General features: G+C 40.7%; 19 protein-coding genes. 14 read left to right on the top strand and 5 right to left on the bottom strand.

Annotated elements, in window-relative coordinates:
• Nucleotides 1-390 precede the first annotated feature (390 nt).
• The 4 genes from M1D81_RS04010 to M1D81_RS04025 all read left to right on the top strand — a co-directional run bounded on the left by M1D81_RS04010 (nt 391) and on the right by M1D81_RS04025 (nt 8675).
• Nucleotides 391-6543 (top strand): SpaA isopeptide-forming pilin-related protein, encoded by a 6153-nt coding sequence (locus tag M1D81_RS04010; RefSeq protein WP_456270891.1) that lies wholly within the window; start codon nt 391-393, stop codon nt 6541-6543.
• 21 nt (nt 6544-6564) lie between these two features.
• Nucleotides 6565-7167: a class D sortase gene (locus M1D81_RS04015; RefSeq protein WP_034623213.1), complete on the top strand. Its 603-nt coding sequence runs from the start codon at nt 6565-6567 to the stop codon at nt 7165-7167.
• The gene (locus M1D81_RS04020) at nt 7160-7486 is read left to right on the top strand and encodes a hypothetical protein (protein ID WP_456265561.1); all 327 of its coding nucleotides are present in this window, start codon (nt 7160-7162) and stop codon (nt 7484-7486) included. Before M1D81_RS04015 ends, M1D81_RS04020 begins: the two co-directional genes overlap by 8 nt.
• Nucleotides 7487-7862: 376 nt before the next feature.
• Nucleotides 7863-8675 (top strand): leucine-rich repeat domain-containing protein, encoded by an 813-nt coding sequence (locus tag M1D81_RS04025; protein WP_456265560.1) that lies wholly within the window; start codon nt 7863-7865, stop codon nt 8673-8675.
• 81 nt (nt 8676-8756) lie between these two features.
• On the opposite strand, the gene M1D81_RS04030 is transcribed toward M1D81_RS04025, so the two are convergent.
• The 3 genes from M1D81_RS04030 to M1D81_RS04040 all read right to left on the bottom strand — a co-directional run bounded on the left by M1D81_RS04030 (nt 8757) and on the right by M1D81_RS04040 (nt 10068).
• Nucleotides 8757-9071, bottom strand: coding sequence for a DMT family transporter (locus tag M1D81_RS04030; protein ID WP_456265559.1), 315 nt, complete (start codon nt 9069-9071; stop codon nt 8757-8759).
• Nucleotides 9072-9416: a DMT family transporter gene (locus M1D81_RS04035; RefSeq protein ID WP_456265558.1), complete on the bottom strand. Its 345-nt coding sequence runs from the start codon at nt 9414-9416 to the stop codon at nt 9072-9074.
• Nucleotides 9417-9489: 73 nt separating this feature from the next.
• On the bottom strand, nt 9490-10068 hold the full coding sequence (locus tag M1D81_RS04040; RefSeq protein WP_024425822.1) for a TetR family transcriptional regulator: 579 nt from the start codon (nt 10066-10068) through the stop codon (nt 9490-9492).
• A gap of 176 nt (nt 10069-10244) precedes the next feature.
• On the opposite strand from M1D81_RS04040, the gene M1D81_RS04045 reads away from it, so the two are divergent.
• From M1D81_RS04045 to M1D81_RS04060, 4 genes are all read left to right on the top strand, one after another.
• Nucleotides 10245-10790 carry a VanZ family protein gene (locus M1D81_RS04045; protein ID WP_456265557.1) on the top strand — a complete coding sequence of 182 codons (546 nt, stop codon included), beginning with the start codon at nt 10245-10247 and terminating at the stop codon, nt 10788-10790.
• On the top strand, nt 10791-11255 hold the full coding sequence (locus M1D81_RS04050; RefSeq protein WP_456265556.1) for a DUF6884 domain-containing protein: 465 nt from the start codon (nt 10791-10793) through the stop codon (nt 11253-11255). It abuts the gene before it with no gap.
• 151 nt (nt 11256-11406) lie between these two features.
• Nucleotides 11407-12036, top strand: a complete 630-nt coding sequence (locus M1D81_RS04055) for a rhamnogalacturonan acetylesterase (protein WP_025093483.1) — start codon at nt 11407-11409, stop codon at nt 12034-12036.
• 152 nt (nt 12037-12188) lie between these two features.
• Nucleotides 12189-13229, top strand: coding sequence for an NAD(P)/FAD-dependent oxidoreductase (locus M1D81_RS04060; protein WP_212052912.1), 1041 nt, complete (start codon nt 12189-12191; stop codon nt 13227-13229).
• A gap of 60 nt (nt 13230-13289) precedes the next feature.
• Here M1D81_RS04060 and M1D81_RS04065 read toward each other — a convergent pair whose 3' ends face one another.
• Nucleotides 13290-13616 carry a YnfA family protein gene (locus tag M1D81_RS04065; protein ID WP_456265555.1) on the bottom strand — a complete coding sequence of 109 codons (327 nt, stop codon included), beginning with the start codon at nt 13614-13616 and terminating at the stop codon, nt 13290-13292.
• A 284-nt stretch (nt 13617-13900) separates the two neighbouring features.
• On the opposite strand from M1D81_RS04065, the gene M1D81_RS04070 reads away from it, so the two are divergent.
• From M1D81_RS04070 to M1D81_RS04090, 5 genes are all read left to right on the top strand, one after another.
• Nucleotides 13901-14080 carry an anti-sigma factor gene (locus tag M1D81_RS04070; protein ID WP_456265554.1) on the top strand — a complete coding sequence of 60 codons (180 nt, stop codon included), beginning with the start codon at nt 13901-13903 and terminating at the stop codon, nt 14078-14080.
• Nucleotides 14081-14132: 52 nt separating this feature from the next.
• The gene (locus M1D81_RS04075; RefSeq protein ID WP_456265553.1) at nt 14133-14636 is read left to right on the top strand and encodes a hypothetical protein; all 504 of its coding nucleotides are present in this window, start codon (nt 14133-14135) and stop codon (nt 14634-14636) included.
• Nucleotides 14637-14726: 90 nt separating this feature from the next.
• Nucleotides 14727-15752: a zinc-binding alcohol dehydrogenase family protein gene (locus tag M1D81_RS04080; protein WP_456265552.1), complete on the top strand. Its 1026-nt coding sequence runs from the start codon at nt 14727-14729 to the stop codon at nt 15750-15752.
• On the top strand, nt 15749-16276 hold the full coding sequence (locus M1D81_RS04085; RefSeq protein ID WP_456265551.1) for a YfiT family bacillithiol transferase: 528 nt from the start codon (nt 15749-15751) through the stop codon (nt 16274-16276). The genes M1D81_RS04080 and M1D81_RS04085 overlap by 4 nt, the downstream gene beginning before the upstream one ends.
• A 12-nt stretch (nt 16277-16288) precedes the next feature.
• Nucleotides 16289-16561: a hypothetical protein gene (locus tag M1D81_RS04090; RefSeq protein ID WP_456265550.1), complete on the top strand. Its 273-nt coding sequence runs from the start codon at nt 16289-16291 to the stop codon at nt 16559-16561.
• Nucleotides 16562-16583: 22 nt separating this feature from the next.
• On the opposite strand, the gene M1D81_RS04095 is transcribed toward M1D81_RS04090, so the two are convergent.
• Entirely contained in the window at nt 16584-17063 is a 480-nt protein-coding gene (locus M1D81_RS04095; protein ID WP_024425228.1) for a MarR family transcriptional regulator, read from the bottom strand.
• A 168-nt stretch (nt 17064-17231) separates the two neighbouring features.
• Here M1D81_RS04095 and mprF point away from each other — a divergent pair, with 168 nt between their 5' ends.
• Nucleotides 17232-19802 carry a bifunctional lysylphosphatidylglycerol flippase/synthetase MprF gene (gene mprF / locus M1D81_RS04100; protein WP_456265549.1) on the top strand — a complete coding sequence of 857 codons (2571 nt, stop codon included), beginning with the start codon at nt 17232-17234 and terminating at the stop codon, nt 19800-19802.
• Nucleotides 19803-19838 lie beyond the last annotated feature (36 nt).

A 19838-nucleotide genomic window follows, 5' to 3' on the forward strand; every position in this document is an offset into this window, starting at 1 on the left:
TTTGATTACCATATGAAAGGGAGTAGAAAGGAATGCGGTCTATATGATGCTGAACTGTCTAACCATACATACCATGTGATACATGCTTGTTTCATATGAACAAACCATATGTGAGTACATGCTTATATATGCATGTATTTATAATTTATTCCAGTATAAATAGAAACATTCTTCATGATCTCTTTCACTATTCCCCACTTCTATAGACCCCTAACCAGTCATTATACCCAGTACTCATGAGTCCCTTCAAATTCATGATTGATCAACTCATTTTATTCATAGGGTCTTAAGGTGCAATTTTTTAGAAAATATTTGATCAGAAGCGGAGTGATTGATCAGACAGTATACAAATGATTTTTTTATCGGTGTTGAAATTCATTTTAGAAAAGGGTGGATGTATTGAAAAGAATATTGGCGCTGGCACTTATTACCGTGTTAGTCATTCAGTCTAGTATATTAGGAGTTTTGCCTTTGGCAGGGGCACAAGCAAAAGACATTCAAGAAAACATTTATGGGGATATTGAGTTTGCTGATAGCGAAGGCAACAAGTTATCAAACATGGAAGATCAGCAAGTAAGAAAGGCCACTGTGCATTGGTCTATAAAAGGAATTGATCTAAAAAAGCAATATCCGTATGTACTCTCTCTTCCTTCAGCCATCCAGGTAGAGAAGGAGCAGAAGGAACCCATTACTGTGGGTGACATAGTTGTTGGCGAGTATACCGTTTCAAAACAAAATGAAGTGACGGTGGAATTTAAAGAAGATGTTGAGATCGATCCAAATTTAGAAGGATCAATAGACATCGATGTCACCAGTATAGCTGAGCAAGAAGAGAAAACAAAGCAAAATGAGGGTGAAGAAAGCCATCCAAAAGATGACTCAACTTCATCTGAGAAAGACAAAGCTTCTAACAATCAAGAAGCTGCTCAAACGAAACAAAACGATGAGGATGAATTACTAAAAAACAAAGTGAGCGTGTCTAAGCGTGCAGGTCTGCAAAGTGTTTCAAAACAAATGCTGATACAAGAAAATCTCCTCACTGATGCGAAATTAATATTTGAAGATCAGGAAGGAAATCCAGTTGAAAAGCCTGACATCAACTCGCTTATTTCCATTAACTATGAGTGGGCCATCCCGAATGGACATAGTTATAATGGCGGGGATGAATTCCATTTCAAAGTTCCAGAGGAATTGGTGATTTACGAAAAAATCGATCGTCTCGAGATGAAATTTAATCAGGCAACCATTGGTTATTTTTCTGTAGATGAGAGCGGGAATGCCTCCATCAAGTTCACCGATTTTATCAAACAATATTCAAATATCCATGGAACACTTCAAGTGTGGACGCAATTAGATCAAAAAACAGTCATCACTGAAGAAAAAGAAGTGGTCATTACCCCGATTGAAGGAAAGGATAAAATATCAATCCCGATTCAATACATTCCAAATGGCCCAAACGTCTCTAAAAAGGGAGAACCAAATCGATCTTACAATGCTGAAACCATTCAATGGACAGTAGATTTTAATATGGATTTAGAAGATGTGAAACAAGCGAAACTGTTAGATCCGATTCAAGAAGGTCAGGCGTTGAAAAAAGATTCAATTAAGCTTTATCGTATTGATACAAAACTAAATGGTGAAACATCGATTGGTCAGCTGCTTGACGAAAACCACTACACAATTGGCCAAACAGCAGATGGTCAAGATTTCACGATTGAATTTAAAGATGACGTGCATCTAGCTTACCGTTTAATGTATGAAACGGATATTACGAATCAGGATCAATCTGCATTTCGTAATAAAGCGTCCCTTGTTTCTGGTGATAAAGTGATCAGTTCAGCAGAAGGCACAGTGAATGTGACAAGAGGCAGTCCTTTAAATAAAAAAGCCGCCCACTACGATCCAGTCACACAAACGATTACTTGGGAAATTCGGTATAACTATAACGAAAAAACGCTGGCTCAAAAAGACGCTTTGTTAGAAGACTTCTTTAACGGCACACAGGCGCTGATATCTGATTCCATTCAAGTCAAAGAAGTCACAATTGATCAAAATGGCAACGAAGCAGGAACAAAAGCGTTTGAAAATTATGTGGTTCAACCGCAAAAAAAGGATGAACAAAACGGGTTTACCTTGCAATTCAATCAAGATATTCAATCAGCTTATCTCATCACCTATCAAACGAAAGCAACCGAGCGGATTTTTGAAGCTGAAGAGATTATCAATACGGTAACAGCTGGCAAAGAGAGCAAACAAGGGAAGCAAAGAATTGACCAGCAAATCCTCACGAAAAATCATGGAACACCGAATTACAAGAACAAGACCATTCCATGGCGTATCACCTTCAACAAAGATCAACAAACGATGAACAATCTGATATTAAAAGATACGTTTACAAACGAAGGATTGACGCTGCAAAAAGATAGTTTAAAAGTGACGACAGGTAATACAGTGCTTGAAGAAGGCACAGAATATCAAATCGTTGAACATGCAAATGGATTTGATATTCAATTTACGAAAGAAATAAAGACAGAACATACCGTCACCTATACAACGTCTTTTGATTATGAAAAAAGAGCAGATAAAAATCAAAAGAACCTGCGTAATCATGTAAAGCTTGAATGGGTAAATGAAGATGGCAAGGATTTGACGAAGGAAAATCAGTCTGTCTTCACGCCTGACACATACACGCAGTCAAATGGTTTCAAGAACGGAACATATGATGCAAAGAAAAAAGAGATCACATGGAATATCGGTGTGAACTATAATTTGAAACATCTAGAAGAGGCGAGAATTGAAGATTTCATTCAAGGAAATCAGCGTTTGCTTAAAGATTCAATCACTATCTACTCGCTTGATTTACATGGCGGGGAAAATGGTACGGAAGAAAAAGACGTATTATCGAAAGAAAATTACGACATCAAATTCCTTGAAAATGAAAAGGGAGAACCAGGCTTCGAAGTGATTTTTAAAAAAGCCATTGATTCCCCATACAAAATCACGTATCAAACAAGTGTTGAAGGAATGGATTTAGTAGAAAAAACTTACGAGAACAAAGCGACTCTTTATGATGGACAGACAAAAGAATCTGATGTGAATGCTGTAGTATCCATTCCAAATGGGGGGAAATACACGAGCAAATCAGGAAATCAGCAAGGGAAAGTCATTGATTGGAAGCTGAATATCAACTTTGGTCAATCAACAGTCCAAGATGCGACGATTATAGACCATCCAAGCAGTAACCAAGCCATAATAGAAAACTCATTTCATCTCTATTCGACGACAATAGATGAAAAGGGGCAAGTGACAAAAGGAGAAGTGCTGGAAAAAGGGAAGGATTTTGAGCTAGACCTTGAATTTGATCCAGATTCTTTTCAAATTAAATTTAAAGAAGAAATCACGAGACCATATATTTTAGAATATCAATCTCTCATTTTAGATAAAGTGGGAAGTACACTTCAAAACGAAGTAACGTTTAGAGGTGAAAATGTAAAAGAAATCAAAAAGGAATCTGAAGCCTCAATTGTGGTGAAACGCACCGCTGGCATGGGAGATGGCACAGGATCGATTGGTGCTTTAACCGTTAAAAAGGTAGATGCGAGTAGTGGAAAAGCGCTAAAAGGAGCAAGCTTCTCTCTGACAGATGCTGCGAGTGGTATCGTCATTGGAACAAAGACAACAGATGAAGAAGGAGCTCTTCGATTTGATCGTCTTCTGTATGGTGACTATATCGTGACAGAAGAGAAAGCACCAGATGGTTATATTAAGACGAAGGAACCGATCCATGTCACAATTGATCAGCCTTACGAATCAGGAGATCAAGCGAAAACAGGAAATAGCATGACGGTGCAGAACCAAGAAATCCGCCAGCATGTTAAGCTCACGAAAAAAGACAAAGAGACAGGTGCGGCATTAGAGAATGCAGAATTTGAACTGAAAAATGAATCTGGAGAGACCGTCCAAACTCATTTGAAAACGGACGAAAAAGGAGAAATTCTTTTCAAACATCTTGAGCCAGGTTCCTATTATTTTGTGGAGACAAACGCACCGAAAGGCTATCAGTTAAATCAGCAAAAATGGCCGTTTACCATTAAAGAAAATCAAACAGAAACAACAATTTTAACTGCAGTAAATGACATCATCAAAGGCTCAGCAGAATTGAGCAAAATAGGTGAAGGCGGAGAGAGACTAGAAGGTGCACAATTCAAGCTTTTAGATCAAGATGGGCAAGAGCTGCAAAAGTCGCTTGTCACAGGAGAAAATGGCAAGATCACGATAAACGAACTAAGGCCGGGTACGTATCAGCTCATTGAAACAAAAGCACCTGATGGTTATGTATTAGATGAAACGCCAATCAAATTTGAAGTACCACTTGATCCAAAGGAACCAGTCGTCATTTCGCAAAAGAACCTATATGAAACAAGTGCATTAGAAGTGATGAAAGAAGGGGAAGATGGCAAGAAACTTCAAGGTGTTCGATTTGAAGTCTTGGATCAAAATGACGAAGTTGTGCGTAAAGATTTGACAACAGATGAAGATGGGAAGCTTTTGGTCGACAATCTCAAACCGGGCAAATATCAGCTCGTGGAGACAGAGAGTGTTGATGGTTACCAAAAGAATAATAAACCTTATCCTTTTACTATCGAAATCGCACAAAAAACACCGGCAGAAATCAAAGTGATCAATGATCTCAAAACTGGATCTGTCCAGCTCACGAAGCTCGGTGAAAAGGATGATGTGCTTGAAGGAGCAGAATTTAAGCTTGTAGATGCAAATGGAAAAGAGATAAAAACAGGTCTCGTCACTGATCAGAACGGGAAAATCATCGTCAACGATCTGAAGCCTGGAACCTATCAGTTTGTTGAAACGAAGGCTCCATTCGGTCATGAGCTCGACGAAACACCTGTCACTTTTGCTATTCCATTTAACCCTGAGAAGTTGGTCAGTGTGACAAAAGAAAATAGCCGCAAAACAGGCGGAGTGCTGCTGCACAAAAAAGGCGAAGATGGGAAATCATTAGAAGGGGTTGTCTTTGATCTATCTGATGATAAAGGAAAGATAGTGGCAGGAGGAGAAGGAATCACAACCAATCAGGATGGAAAGATCACCTTCACAGGGCTAAAACCTGGAACCTATCAATTTGTTGAAAGAAAGAGTCTTGAAGGCTATGAATTGAGTGCGAAACCACTTGTCTTTGAAGTTGAATTAGGTCAAAAAGAGTTGATTCAAGTGGAGGCAATCAATCAGCTTAAGAAAGGTTCTGTTGAACTCACAAAAATAGGAGAAGAAAAAGAAAGATTGAAAGGCGCAGAATTTACCCTTTTCAATGACGATGGTAAAGAATTGATGTCAGGTTTAACAACCAACGAGAAAGGCATCATCACTGTCAACGATTTGAAACCAGGCGCTTACCAATTGGTTGAAACGAAGGCTCCTTTTGGACATAAACTAGATGCAGAACCAGTAGACTTTAAGATTGATTTCAATCCAAAACAACTGGTGAAAGTGACAAAAGAAAATATTCGGACGACAAGTGCTGTGCAGCTTCAGAAAAAAGGAGAAGATGGTCAGTTACTCAATGGAGTGACCTTCGATCTGCTTGATGAGCACGATCAACGTATAAAGAAAGACTTAAAGACAGACAAAAATGGTCAACTAACAGTCGATCAACTGAAGCCAGGCACCTATCAATTTGTCGAAACAGCAAGCATTGCCGGCTATGAACTGGATCAGACACCTGTCTCATTTAGGATTCGTTTAGGTCAAGACAAACCAGCAAAAGTAGAAATGATTAACAAGCTGACGCCGGGAGCAGTGGAACTGACCAAAGTGGATGATGAGGGACATACGCTGGAAAATGCAGAGTTTGCTCTTCTGAGTAAAGAAGGGAAAACGTTGAAGAAATCACTTGTAACGGATCAAAAAGGAAAGCTTCTCATCAATGATTTAAAACCGGGACAATATCAATTCGTTGAAACGAAAGCACCTCATGGCTATCAATTGGATGATAAGCCGATCCTGTTCACAATTGAGAAAAATCAGCAGAAGCCGCTTCAATTAACAGCGAAGAATCACTTGATCTTAGGAAGTCTGCGTATCATAAAGGTAGACCAGCAGACAGATAGAACCTTAAAAGGGGCATCCTTTGACATTCGTACAAAAGCCGGGAAAACCATAAAATCTGTGACAACAGGAAAAGACGGAGAAGCCATTGTCAAAGGGCTTAAACCTGGAGAGTATCTACTCACAGAGACGAAAGCTCCAGATGGTTATGTAGCTTTAAAGAAGCCGCTCGCTTTTACAATTCAAATGGGCGAAGTGGAGATCAAGACAATGATTGTGAAAAATGCACCAGTGAAGAATGAAGAGGACCACACGAATCCTCCAGCCTCAGATAAAGGGGATCAGCATCCGCCTCATGACTCAAACGGTGAGCTGCCAAAGACTGGTGAAGAATGGCTGCGTTATTTGATGTATGCAGGGATTTTACTAGTAGCTTCTGGAACTGTTCTTCTTGTTGTCAGAAGAAGAACCATTCAGTAAAAGGAAGGAACGAGTGTATTGATGAAAAAAAGAACCTTATTAGGCAGCTTTTTGGTGGTCACGGGGCTGATGCTCATCTCCGTTCCTTTTCTATATGAGTGGCGAACTTCTCAAGAGACAGCAGCAATGGAACAGGCATTAAAGATGATTAAAGAAAATGACAGTGATGCCCTTTCTTCTATTCCACATTTAACTGTGTCAGAAGAAGACCTGCGAGATGTGATGGAGCTAGAGATCCCGTCAATTGATTTAAACGAAAAAGTGCTTCCTGTTACATCAAAAGAAAATTTAGGTATAGCACTGACTCAAATTAAATCTCATCAAATGCCAGGTGAAGGGAATTTCACGATTGCAGGGCATAGAGGGTATAGAGGCGATCGTCTTTTCCGTCAGCTGCCAGAGGTGCCTAAAGGAGAAAAAGTTGTCTTACATCATCAAGCTGAAACATACGAATATAAAATTGTCAGCTCAGCTACGATTGAACCGACGGATGTGGATGTACTAAAGGATCGTGGGAAAAATGAACTGACATTGATCACCTGTACACTTGATGGTCAGAAACGATTTGTCTTAAAAGGAATACGAATCAACGCTTCAAAGGGTGAGCAGCCATCGGATGTATAACACCAACATAATAAATGATGGATGCGATGGAAAAGCAGCGCTCACGACCGATATGTTACACCAATTGTTATCAGAGCATTATCCAACTTTAAAAAACGAACGTTGGGAAGTTGATGTAGATACAATTCGGGCTTCGCCTATTCTTCACCCTTTATTAAAAAGAAAGCTGCCAATGGGTATTGAAAAATTCACCTGTGTTTTGTTCACGCAGCAGACAGCAGCTTTTGGAGAGCCTTTGATTGTGTACTTTTTATTGGATGAGAAGGGCGAATCGATTTACGCAATGGATCTCTTGCTCGAGCAGCAAGACACCCATTAAACGAGAAATAAATTAGCGGGTTCGATTTTAAGGTGGAAAAATAAAATCAGTTATATCATGAGGACTCTAATTCGTATATGAATTAGAGTTCTTTTATTTGTATATATATAGACGTTTTACTAACTTTATTATCTACTAAGAAGTCCGCTGCCCAGCAGATAGTCTCCAATGTTTAGATGATAAAGATTTTATAAAATGGATTGAAAACAGAGGTCATAATCACGATTGGCGACCAAAGAAGATCATCTAGTTTTTATTCTTTCCTTGTTTCTTCAGAAGGAATATCAGAAAGTGCTAAAGATAATCATGTGTTGACTCCAAAATACTGATAAAATTTATTTAGATATTCCTTAATTATAGGTGTGGAGGTAAAAGCATGCGAAAAGAAGACCCCCAATATATTTTCCATCATGATAAACGACCAGAAGTTGTTCATGATTTAGGCGATGTAGATGAAAATTCCACTGAGTTGTTAATCACAGGAAAAACAAAAAGTATTGAAAGGTTGAAATCTTTTTCTAACCTGACGAAATTGTGGATTTACAAAGTGAACCAAAAGGAGTTCAATACGATCTTAAGCTTAGTTAATCCCAAAATGCTCTTTGTGCATGAACTGAGAGTAGAAGATTTATCAATCATCAGTTCTCTTAAAGATGTTGAGGTATTGGCACTTGAATGGAATACAAAGGCACAAAGTTTATGGGATTTATCAAAAAATACTTTTTTAAAATCTTTATCCATAACAGATTTTTCAAAGTTGAATGACATAGCCCCTTTGCAAAAAAACACTGGTTTAGAATTTCTACAATTGTCAGGCGGGATTTGGAATACATTAAATATAAATACTCTTCAACCTTTAAGATACCTCAAAAATTTAACATATCTGTGCTTATCAAATATAAAAGTGAAGGACGAGTCTTTGGAGCCGATATCGGAATTAGAGGGACTCAAAGAACTTGAAATTTCAAACCAATTCCCGACAGAAGAATATGCCAGGTTATCCGTAACTCTCCCAAATACGAAGTGTGATCGTTTTGCACCATACATCTTTTTATCAAGTCCTATTGTAGATAAAGATGTGATGGTGATTGGAAAGCGAAAACCGAAATTAAATTCAAAAGTTGATGGGGAAAAGTTGCAAAAATACGAAGAACAATTTAAAGCGTACCAAGAAAAGTTTATAAAATAACTTAAAAAGCAATGGAAAATCAATTCCATTGCTTTTTGTATGACTAATACCATCATAAACTTTTTCTTTCTTGTGATTCAATTACGCAAACAGCTTCAGCCCAACCACACCAATCACAATCAGCAGCAAGCTGAGTATACGAATCATGTTTTTCGGCTCTTTAAATAGAATCATATTAAACAAGACAGAGCCCGCAGTTCCAAGCCCGATCCAGACCGTATAGGCGACGGATACTTGAACGGATGAGAACGAGGCGTATAAAAACAAAAAGGATAAGGCAAACCCGCCGACAAATAAAATGCCTGTCGTGATTTGCTTTTTCTTACTAAACATATTGAGGCCAATGGTGCCGCCGATTTCGCAGACAGAGGCCAACAGTACAAAAAACCAGCCCATTTATACCGCTTCTCCTTTCTGCTCATGGGCATCTCCATCAGACACTTTCAGTCCAATAATCCCAAGAATTAAAATACCCATAAATATGAGCTTTTCTAATGAAAACGAACCGCCGAACAGCGCATAATCCATCAAAGATGTTCCAATCGTTCCAACTCCGGCAAACACGGCGTACACAGTCCCTGTCGGCAGCTTTTCGCAGGCCTTCATTAAAAAATAAAAATCAACTGGGATCAGGCAGATAATGATGGCCCACTCCCACAACGCATCTGCTCTATTTAAACCAAACACCCAAAGTAATTCGAATAAACAAGTGAGTGCAACATACATCCAACTTTTTTTCATTCTACTTCCTCCTAAAACTGACGATTCGTCATTTTCAAGCCGAAAAAGAGCGTACAGCAAGTGCTGTACTAAGTTAAGGTGTCTCTATGCCAAGTGCGTAAAGAAGAAATTGCTTCACCTCTCGCTTTTGAATCAGAACCTCTTCTGTATCTGTTTCCGTAAACAAGTACATTTGCTCAGCAGACGATTCGAGTAAACCGATAATGAATTTGGCTGCATATTGACAGTTCAAATTCGCGCGGACTCGTTTGTCCTGCTTTGCTTTTTCTAGAAAAGCAGCGACCCATTTGTAAATCGGCTCATAAATATCTTCCCATTCCTTTAAATGCTCGGTGGCGGCTAAGCCTGAGTAGGTCAGGGCAAGGACATCACGGTATTGCCTTGTAAAAGCGAAAATGAATTCAACAAGCGCATCTGCTTGATCGAGGACATCTGCATGCTGAGTTAATTCCTTTTCGATTGCAGGCACCATCTGTGCGATAAGATGTTCTGCGATTGCAGGCATGACGGAAAGCTTTGAAGGAAAATATAAATAAAACGTTCCTTGCGCTACTCCTGCTGCTTTCACAATATCCGAAATGGTCGTCTTTTCGATGCCTTTTTCTTTAAACGCATCAATCGCAGCAAGCATAATCTTTTCTCGTTTCGACATATCATCACCGACCTTAAATGACTGAATGTCATTCATTTTAGCGAGGAAATGACGATTTGTCAATATGGTTCTTTCTTCATTGAATGTGAGAATAAGTGATGAATAGATGCGGGCAAGCCTGAATAAGCTGTAAATATGGTCAAGCATCATCATGTGAGAAAGGGGCAGCTCTCTGTATGACTTCCAGTGCTATGTTTTCCATTGCTTATTTTCTCCTGCTCGTCCCGCTCTATTTACATATGAGATACAGACAGGCAAAAAAACACAATCGTTTTATCTATTTGCGGACAGAATTGGTCCTTGCCAGTCTTTTTATTTATACGAATGTTTTACTATATTTGACGGTCTTCCCTAATCGTTTTTCCGCCCCAAGAGATCAGGTGAGTGTCAACCTGATGCCTTTGCAGTCCATTTATCAAAATCTTCACGCCTACCATCATGGGTATCCAAATCTTGTCTTTTTAAATTTAGCAGGAAACATATTGTTATTTGTACCACTCGGTTTTTTTCTATATCAAGCCTTTCGAACTATGCGCTGGCAAAAGGCGGTTCTTGGTGGCTTTCTCCTGTCAACCATGATCGAAGTGCTCCAATGGATGTTCTCGCAATCTGGTATCATTACAAGAAGCAGTGATATTGATGATATTCTTTTAAATACACTTGGCACAGCGCTAGGATGTATCGTGTATCAAATCTATCGAAAAAGGAAGGAGAAAACCTGAGTGAAGCGAGTTTGTATCATACCATGTGGCGCGAAGAAAATTTGGGATGTCGATCCAGAAGCAGGGAGCCAGCCAGCGAACCTTGTGTATTTAAGTCCCCTGCATCAGCGTACGAAAAGCTATGCTCAAACGTTCTTTTCAGACTGGCTGATCTTATCAGCGAAGCACGGATTCTTAAAGGCAGATGATATCATACATGAAAATTATGATGTGGCTTTTGGTACACCGCATGCTAAGCAGATCACACGAGAAGAACTGAGACAGCAATTTCATCAAAAAAACCTTTTCGCATATGATGAACTGGTGGTATTAGGTGGAAAGAAATATCGAAAAGTGATCGGCCCTTTATTACAGCCTCATCAAAAAGCGAATTATCCGCTGGCTCCATATAAAGGAATTGGCTACATGTTTCAGGCGTTACATCAAGCAGTGAAATCAAAAATAGAACTTCCGCCGCATATTTAACACATTCACATTACCGGTAAGCAGGGTTTTAATCTTTAAAAAGAGAATAATTGAAATAGCGATGCTGATTGTTTCATATCTTTTCAGCAGCCACTGGGATGCCCGTATCGCTTGGGTGAAGTGACTCAATGAAAAAGGGAGGCGTATGAACATGACAACCATCTATTTAGCTGGTGATTCGACCGTTTCATCTTATCCAGATCGTCCTGTTCAAGGAGGATGGGGAGAGTTTTTACACCGCTATACAGCGCAAGGGGTGAACGTCGAGAATCGTGCCATTGGTGGAAGAAGCTCAAAAACATTCATTGAAGAAGGACGCCTTGATGACATATTGGCTGACATTCAGCCAGGAGACTGGCTTTTCACGCAAATGGGGCACAATGATGCTTCCAAGGAAAAGCCTGAGCGGCATACAGATCCTTTCACAACGTATAAAAGCTACCTGTCTCAATATATTCATGGAGCAAGAGCAAAAGGGGCAACACCACTTTTATTAACGCCAGTCGGCCGTTTTCATGAAAAAGACGGAGAATTTATCAATGATTTTCCTGATTACTGTGCCGCTATGAAAGAATTAGCCGACGAAGAAGAAGTTCTTCTCGTCGATTTAAATACCGCAAGTCTTCAGTTTTATCAAATTTCCGGCATAGAGAAAACGACCTCTTACTTTATGCTGTCAACAGGAATTGAGGATCGCACGCACTTTACAAAAGAAGGCGCAGATGCGATTGCAAGACTTGTTTCTCTTGAATTAAAAGACCTTGGTTTAACCATTGTGTGATGGATGACAGGACGAGTGAGCGCTCGTCCTGTTCTTTTTTGCAGAAAGCTATTGATTCCCTTCACTAGAGTAGACTACAATAGGTACATATGATAATGAGAATCAATATCACTGAAAAATAGATCATTCGATGGAAAACTGGAGGGACTCAAATGACAGATCAGCTTGAATTGTTTGACGTCACCATTATTGGCGGCGGGCCGGCAGGCATGTACACCGCCTTTTATAGTGGGATGCGGGACTTAAAGACGAAGGTACTTGAGTACAACGAAAGCCTTGGCGGGAAAATCCTTCTGTATCCTGAAAAGGTCATTTGGGATGTCGGCGGTTTGCCGCCAACAAGAGGAGAACAGCTGATACAGCAGCTGGAAACACAGGCGAAAACATTTGAACCAGAGATTGCACTGAATCAAAAAATCACGTCATTTGAGCGAGATGAACATAATCATATCCTGCTGACGGCTGAAAATGGTGATCGTCATTTGACAAAGACCCTCATATTAGCGATGGGTCACGGCATTCCAGTTCAGCGGAAACTTGAAATCGAGCATGCAGACCGCTATGAAGTGACAAACCTTTATTACACTGTCCAGGAGCTTAAGACATTTGCAGGGAAGCGGGTTGTGATTTCTGGAGGCGGCGACTCAGCGGTTGACTGGGCCAATGCACTTGCACCGATTGCTGAAAGTGTCACCGTCGTGCATCGCCGAGACATGTTTGGCGGACATGAGAAAAACGTCGCCAACATGAAGGCAACTTGCAAACGAATTTTAACCCCGCATGAACTAACAGAGCTGCATGGTCAAGGCGACAAAATTGCTGCGGTCACCATTCAAAACATAGAGACAGGTGAAAAAGAACGAATTGAAACAGATGCTGTGATTGTCAATCACGGGATGAAAGGCGATTTAAGCGTGCTATCAGAATGGGGCCTCAAGCAAGGTGAATGGGGACTGATCGAGGTTAATGAAAAAATGGAAACCAATTTACCGGGCGTCTATGCGGTAGGCGACTTGTGTACACATAAAAGCAAGGTCCGCTTAATTGCCGGCACGTTTGTTGATGGAGTCAATGCACTGAATAGCGCAAAGCTGTACATCGAACCAGAAGCTGAAAAAGTGGCATACGTTTCCTCTCATAACGAACGCTTTAAAGAGAAAAACAAAGAATTACAAACAGCTGGAGCTCGTTGAAACATTCAAATATGATAAAAGTGCTGCCTGCATGTGGGCAGCACTTTTTATATGCGTCCATTAATTGCGAGGCGCAAATAACATCACACTGATTCCAGCCAAACAGATCAAAGCACCCATCCAGTCATATAGATCAGGTGTTTTCCGATCGACCCACCAGCCCCAAAACACAGCAAGAATGACAAAAACACCGCCATAGGCAGCATAAACCCGTCCGAACGTCGGGAACTGCTGGAAGGTTGGAATGACGCCATATGCAACCAAGATGAGGCTGCCGGCGATCCCGAAGCTGACAGGTTTTGCTTCACGCAGCCAAAGCCACATCAAATAGCCGCCGCCAATTTCTGCCAAACCTGCTAATAAAAAAAGAACAATCGTCACCATCATATACGGACACTCCAATTTCTCCAATTTACACCCTATTATGACATGAGGAAAGAAGGCGTTCTACCTCAATTCAATTGAGAGGGAGACGAGAGTTTGTTTAAATCAACTGATCAGAGAGTGGTCACAACATGGATTCTTGACTTTTGTACGATTGGTGATCCAAACGGTCTGTATGTAAAGTAAGTACATTCTCATGAGGAGCACACTTCCTTTTCAGAAAAAGAACTTGTAGTGAGTGCAGACGGCTTAAAGGGTCAGCTTGATTCATCTGCTGTTTATCAAGTGTGGCATTAAAGGAGATCAGCCTGTTCCAGCAAGATCATAAAGGGGAAGGAACCGTCACTTATGCGTTATCTGAAAAAGAAGCAAGCGAATCCTGGGATACCGTGGCTGTTACCCTTGAACCGAAAAAGGATAACAAGCTCCCGCAAGGCCCTGTTGTTCTAAGCGCTGCTTTTTGTTAGCGAAGGGGAACATTTTGGCAATTGAAACGTAGTACATATGGAGGTGAAAGACATGAAAACATCCATAGAAAAAGATCTATTTCTCTTATCAGTCAGACACGCATTGATTGCCATTTATTTTCTTGTGATCCCATCTGTAGTCCCAATTTTTTATCATCCATCTCCTTTATCGATAGCGCTTATTGCACTATTTATAACTCATAACTTAGCAGAAAGTATCATTTGGTTCTACAAATCGAGAAAGATTAAAAAGCACCAGTCTGCTGATCTATCAAAAGGCGGGCATGTCTTTAGCCAGCTCGTGCAAAGAGTTGAACAGCTCCTCATCCTCAGTTTTGTCATTCTATTGATCAATGAATGGATACAAGGAAGGGTGGATCTATCTACTCTCTTATTCACTTTTTTCCTATTGATCGTTGTTTTTCTACAGCACATTCAGTTTTACTACGTTCAGCTGTTTTTTAAATCCAACAGCTGGTTCACTTATGTTCCTTCTTTGCAAAAAGCACGTCCTTCATACATGGCGAGGGAGCGAAAGGCCCTGAAAAGGTCATAAATGTGCCATCACTCGTTTGATCCAGCCATAAACATCAGAAAATTATGATAAAATGTGGAAAGAAAGAATAGAGAAAGGGAGTGCGAGCGAGTGAAAGCAGTTGGACTATTGGAGTATTTGCCGATTGAGCATGAGCAAAGCCTGATGGATCAGGAGGTTGAAAAGCCTAAGGCGTCTGGCAGAGATGTACTCGTGAAGATAGAGGCTGTGTCAGTGAATCCAGTTGATACAAAGGTGAGATCACCGAAGGATCAGAAGGAAGAAAAACTGAAAATTCTTGGCTATGATGCAAGCGGTACGGTTGTTGAAGTGGGCGAAGCGTGTACATTGTTTCAGCCAGGTGACCACGTATACTATGCGGGAGATATTACGCGTCAAGGGTCGAATAGTGAATATCAGCTTGTGGATGAACGTATTGTGGCGAAAAAGCCTGCCAATCTATCCTTTGCAGAAGCAGCCGCGATGCCCCTTACAACAATTACGGCTTATGAGGCTTTATTTGACCGGATGCATATGAAGCGGAATGCTGAAGGCTCAACCTTGCTGATTATTGGTGGTGCAGGCGGTGTTGGTTCTATCGCCATTCAACTAGCCAAATTAGCGAAGGCAACTGTGATCGCTACCGCATCAAGACCAGAAACAAAAGAGTGGTGTCTGTCATTAGGTGCCGATCATATCATTAATCATCATCAGCCGCTTTTAGCGCAGCTCGAGGAAAAAGGAATCGGCGAAGTGGATTTTATTTTATGCTTAAATGATACAGATGGACATTTCAAAGGCATGGCAGAAGCCATCAAACCGCAAGGCACGATCTGTACCATTGTCGAAAATGAGCACAACCTAGACATTCAATTACTCAAAAATAAAAGCGCCGCATTTGTATGGGAATTTATGTTCACACGTCCTATGTATGAAACAGCGGACATGATCAAGCAGCATGAGCTTTTGACAGAGGCGGGTGAGCTATTTGAGCAGGGAAAAATAACGCATACCTTAACAAAGGTTCTCAGTCCGATCAATGCTGCTAACTTGAAGCAGGCACATCAAACGCTTGAGCAAGGAAAGATGATTGGAAAATTTGTGCTTGAAGGATTTGAGAGAGGAGAGAACATATGACATCATTACAATATCCGATTGGCTTATATGAAACGGTAGAAACAAAAACGAAAGCACAGCTTGAAACATGGATTGATGAGCTGGCTGCAATCCCCGAAGAGTATGAAGCGGTGACCGCACCGCTTACAGATGCTCAGCTTGATACACCTTATCGGCCGGGAGGATGGACTGTTCGTCAGCTTATTCACCACGTAGCAGACAGCCATCTAAATGCATACTTACGATTCAAACTTGCTCTCACAGAAGATACACCGGACATACGTCCATATGATCAGGATGGATTTGCCTCACTTCCTGACAGCAAGGCGCCCATTAGTTTATCCCTGCTTTTGATCAGCAGTCTGCATCGCAGGTGGGTCACTTTACTAAGGGGAATGTCAGAGGAAGACTTCAATGCTTCGTATTATCACCCTGCCGATCAACAAACGGTGTCCTTATATGATGCAGCAGGAATGTATGTCTGGCATTCAAAGCATCACCTTGCCCATATCACGGAATTAATCAAAAGAAATCAGTGGAATTAAAGGAGTAAACGCATGTCTGGAAGAAGAATTGTCGGTGCCATGTTTATCTGTATGGCGGCATTGTTTTATATAGCGAAATATGTTCTTTTTGAGATACGCTATAGTAACAGCTTAGGCTCAGAAAGAACGATTGAGGAACTTGAACAGCTGATTCCTGGCGGTACGTGGATCAGCATCTTTTTTCTTCTCATTGGCTTAGCCTATCTTTTATGGGATGACAGAGAAGTGATTCGTAAAACCCCAGATCGACAAGTAGAAGAAACAAAAAAGACGGACCTCAGGTGACCGTCTTTTTCCCTTTTCATGTTTAGCCGCGTTCAGGACGCAGTGCTTTTTCTAGGATAGCAAGGCCTTCATTGACTTTTTCTTTTTCCTCGTCATTGAGCCGCTGCAGGGAATTTTTGATTTTTTCGTGTCCTTTTTGATAAATACTTCTGAAAATATTTTTCGCTTCCTCTGTCAGCTCTACGACAATGATTCTCCGGTCACGCTCAGAGTGCTTTCGCACGACAAAGTTAGACTGTTCTAACCGGTCAAGCAGACCTGTCATATTGGACAAAGAAGCGCCCATTTTTTCAGCGATTTCGGATACTTTGAGAGAGCCATGGTTATTGAGCAGCATGAGCACCTTCATTTGAGGCATACTCATATCTAGCTTCATCCATTCAGAAACATCTCCAAGACCTGCTGCTGTGAGCACTTTCATATAAAGAACCCATGTCTTTTTTTCTTCTGGAGATAGAATTTCTTCTTTTAATACGGTGGTGTCATGAATATTATATTCCATGCTTGTTCACTTCCTTTAAGCGGCTCTTTTTCTTTATATTACTGATTTTTACTTCTAATTGAAAGGTTCGTCAAGCTTTTGAGTGTTAAACTGCATGAATCAAGTGGTATTTGTTGTATAATAATGTTCAGTTGAAATAATGAAGCAACCTAGAAAGTTGGGAAAAACATGTGGAACAAAAAAACGGGTATGACGATCTTAAAAATGCTTTTTCCGATCGTTATTATCCTTGTCTTGATTTTTGTCGCGAAGCAGGAGCTGAGCGGACTTTCCATTAAAAAGACGTTTTATATTATTGACAGCTTGAACCGAATGGACTTGTTTATTCTTGTCTTTCTTGGACTTGTCGCGGTTTTATCGATGTCCTTATATGATTTTATTTTAAGAAAAAGCCTTGATATGCCCATCAGCGGCTGGAAAACGATACGCATTTCCTGGATTGCGAACTCCTTTAACAGTGTTCTTGGATTTGGCGGTCTATCAGGAGCAGGGCTTAGAACGCTTCTCTATAAGGAGTACATAACAGATACGAAAAAATTGCTGAAAGGCATTGCCCTTTTAACTTCCTCTGTCCTTTTGGGCTTATCTATTTTCAGTGATTTGATTTTGGTCAGGGTGCTTCCTGTTGAAAGTATTATCAGCCAGGAACCGTGGCTATGGGCATTTGTCATTATCTTTGCCTGTATTGTTCCGATATATATCGTCATGGCATCCATTCGAAAAAGCTCGATCGAGAGCGGTGAAAATGGACTGAAGCATCCAATTTATGCTTATATCGGTGCATCGTTTTTAGAATGGCTGGCAGCTGGACTTGTCATGTATATGGCTGTCGTCTCTATGGGGATGAATGTCGATGTCCGAATTGTCTTAGGTGTATTTGCGATTGCGTCAATCGGCGGTTTAATCAGTATGGTTCCGGGCGGATTTGGTTCGTTTGACCTCATCTTTTTACTAAGTATGCAGTACATTGGTTTTGATAAAGAGATGGTGCTGACGGCGCTCGTCTTGTACCGCTTCGTGTACTCGATTTTCCCGTTTATCTTAGGGCTTTGTCTAGCGGCTTACGATTTAACGGGAACGACGCTTAGACGTCTTGAAGGCAATCCCAAAATGGCCCCTGCCATTGAAACAACGAACGTTTTAATTGTTTTACACCGTGCTTTATTAATCCGGTTATTGTACGGGTCTTTATCGATTTTAACCTTTGGAAGCGGCTTGCTTATCGTGGCGTCTGTTGTGCTTCCAGTCGATCGATTAGGTGTGATTACCAGCATTCCGCGCTTTTTGTTATCGGGGTTTAATGGTCTTTCCTTAATGTTCGGAATCATTCTGATGATTTTATCCATTGAAGTGTATAAAAGAACGAAAAGATCATACGTGCTGACAATGATCTCTTTAGCAGGCGGTTTTGTGTTTACTTTGTTAAAGGGGTTTAACCTCAGTCTGATCTTTATTTTGCCAGTCATCATGGCTGTGTTTTTCTCTCTTCGAAATCAATTTGTGAAGCAGCAGGCACCTTATTCCTTGTATCAGTTTGTGACGGCTGCCGCTGGTTATTTATTCGTGCTCTTTAACTATAATGTCATTGGCAACTTTATTTGGACAAAAATCGGGCATTTCTTGAGTAAGGATTACTTGGTGCATAATGAACGGCATATCACGATGACAAGCATGATCGCTCTCATCGGTGTACCGCTTTTCTTCTTCATTAGTAAATTGATTTTTAATAAGAAAGCCTTTCCGATTGGAGAAAAAGCAGATGAGGAAAAACTAAAAACGTTTTTAGAAGAAAAGGGCGGAAATGCCCTCAGTCATCTTGGCTTTTTAGGCGACAAAAAACTATTTTTCTCAAGTGATGGAGAAGCAATGCTTCAGTTTGGGCGAATTGGCCGCTGCGTTATTGTGCTCGGAGATCCATCTGGACGTGAGGCGTCTTATCCGCTTGTACTTGAAGAGTTTTTACAGGAGACAGAAAAAGCCGGCTACCGCGTCGCTTTTTATCAAGTAGAACGAGAAGGGATGGCTCTTTATCATGACTTAGGCTTTCACTTCTTTAAGCTTGGAGAAGAAGCCATGGTCGATTTAGAAACGTTTACTCTGTCAGGTAAGAAAAAATCAAATTTACGAGCTGTGGCGAATAAATTTGAACGAGAAGGCTACACCTTTGAAATGCTGGAACCTCCCTTTTCAGATGAGTTGATCTCAACCTTAAAACAGATCTCTGACAGCTGGCTCGGAAAGAAAAAAGAAAAAGGATTTTCTCTCGGTTATTTTCAAGAAGACTATCTTCAAAAAGCACCGATTGCGATTCTAAAGGATGAACAAGGACAGATCATTTCCTTTGTATCATTGATGCCGATGTATCAAGAAGGGGAGATTTCTATCGATTTAATGCGTCATATACATGATGCACCGAACGGGATGATGGATGCGCTGTTTATCCACCTGTTTCAATGGGCGAAAGAAAGAGGCTACAAATCATTTAACATGGGAATGGCACCTTTATCGAATGTGGGGACGTTCCATCAGTCCTTTCTCACGGAGCGTTTGGCGAGTGTCATTTTCAACAATGTCAGATACATGTACAGCTTCAGCGGTTTACGGTCGTTTAAACAGAAATATAAGCCTGAATGGCGCGGGAAATATTTAGCGTATAAAAAGAATACGTCACTGCCTGTCACAATGGTACTTGTCACCAAGCTGATCGGGATGGACCCAAATCGAAAGCGGCGTCCATAAACCAAAAGACCTTCACCTTTCACTAGGTGAAGGTTT

Source organism: Bacillus sp. JZ105, from assembly GCF_053903125.1.

Bases quoted from the DNA above. Each gene is read 5' to 3' on its own strand.
- M1D81_RS04095 (WP_024425228.1), bottom strand. From the start codon at position 17,063: ATGGAATATAATATTCATGACACCACCGTATTAAAAGAAGAAATTCTA.
- M1D81_RS04090 (WP_456265550.1), top strand. From the start codon at position 16,289: ATGTCTGGAAGAAGAATTGTCGGTGCCATGTTTATCTGTATGGCGGCA.
- M1D81_RS04030 (WP_456265559.1), bottom strand. From the start codon at position 9,071: ATGGGCTGGTTTTTTGTACTGTTGGCCTCTGTCTGCGAAATCGGCGGC.
- M1D81_RS04045 (WP_456265557.1), top strand. From the start codon at position 10,245: ATGACTTCCAGTGCTATGTTTTCCATTGCTTATTTTCTCCTGCTCGTC.
- M1D81_RS04065 (WP_456265555.1), bottom strand. From the start codon at position 13,616: ATGATGGTGACGATTGTTCTTTTTTTATTAGCAGGTTTGGCAGAAATT.
- M1D81_RS04060 (WP_212052912.1), top strand. From the start codon at position 12,189: ATGACAGATCAGCTTGAATTGTTTGACGTCACCATTATTGGCGGCGGG.
- M1D81_RS04015 (WP_034623213.1), top strand. From the start codon at position 6,565: ATGAAAAAAAGAACCTTATTAGGCAGCTTTTTGGTGGTCACGGGGCTG.
- M1D81_RS04055 (WP_025093483.1), top strand. From the start codon at position 11,407: ATGACAACCATCTATTTAGCTGGTGATTCGACCGTTTCATCTTATCCA.
- mprF (WP_456265549.1), top strand. From the start codon at position 17,232: ATGTGGAACAAAAAAACGGGTATGACGATCTTAAAAATGCTTTTTCCG.
- M1D81_RS04085 (WP_456265551.1), top strand. From the start codon at position 15,749: ATGACATCATTACAATATCCGATTGGCTTATATGAAACGGTAGAAACA.
- M1D81_RS04035 (WP_456265558.1), bottom strand. From the start codon at position 9,416: ATGAAAAAAAGTTGGATGTATGTTGCACTCACTTGTTTATTCGAATTA.
- M1D81_RS04025 (WP_456265560.1), top strand. From the start codon at position 7,863: ATGCGAAAAGAAGACCCCCAATATATTTTCCATCATGATAAACGACCA.
- M1D81_RS04075 (WP_456265553.1), top strand. From the start codon at position 14,133: ATGAAAACATCCATAGAAAAAGATCTATTTCTCTTATCAGTCAGACAC.
- M1D81_RS04040 (WP_024425822.1), bottom strand. From the start codon at position 10,068: ATGTCGAAACGAGAAAAGATTATGCTTGCTGCGATTGATGCGTTTAAA.
- M1D81_RS04020 (WP_456265561.1), top strand. From the start codon at position 7,160: ATGTATAACACCAACATAATAAATGATGGATGCGATGGAAAAGCAGCG.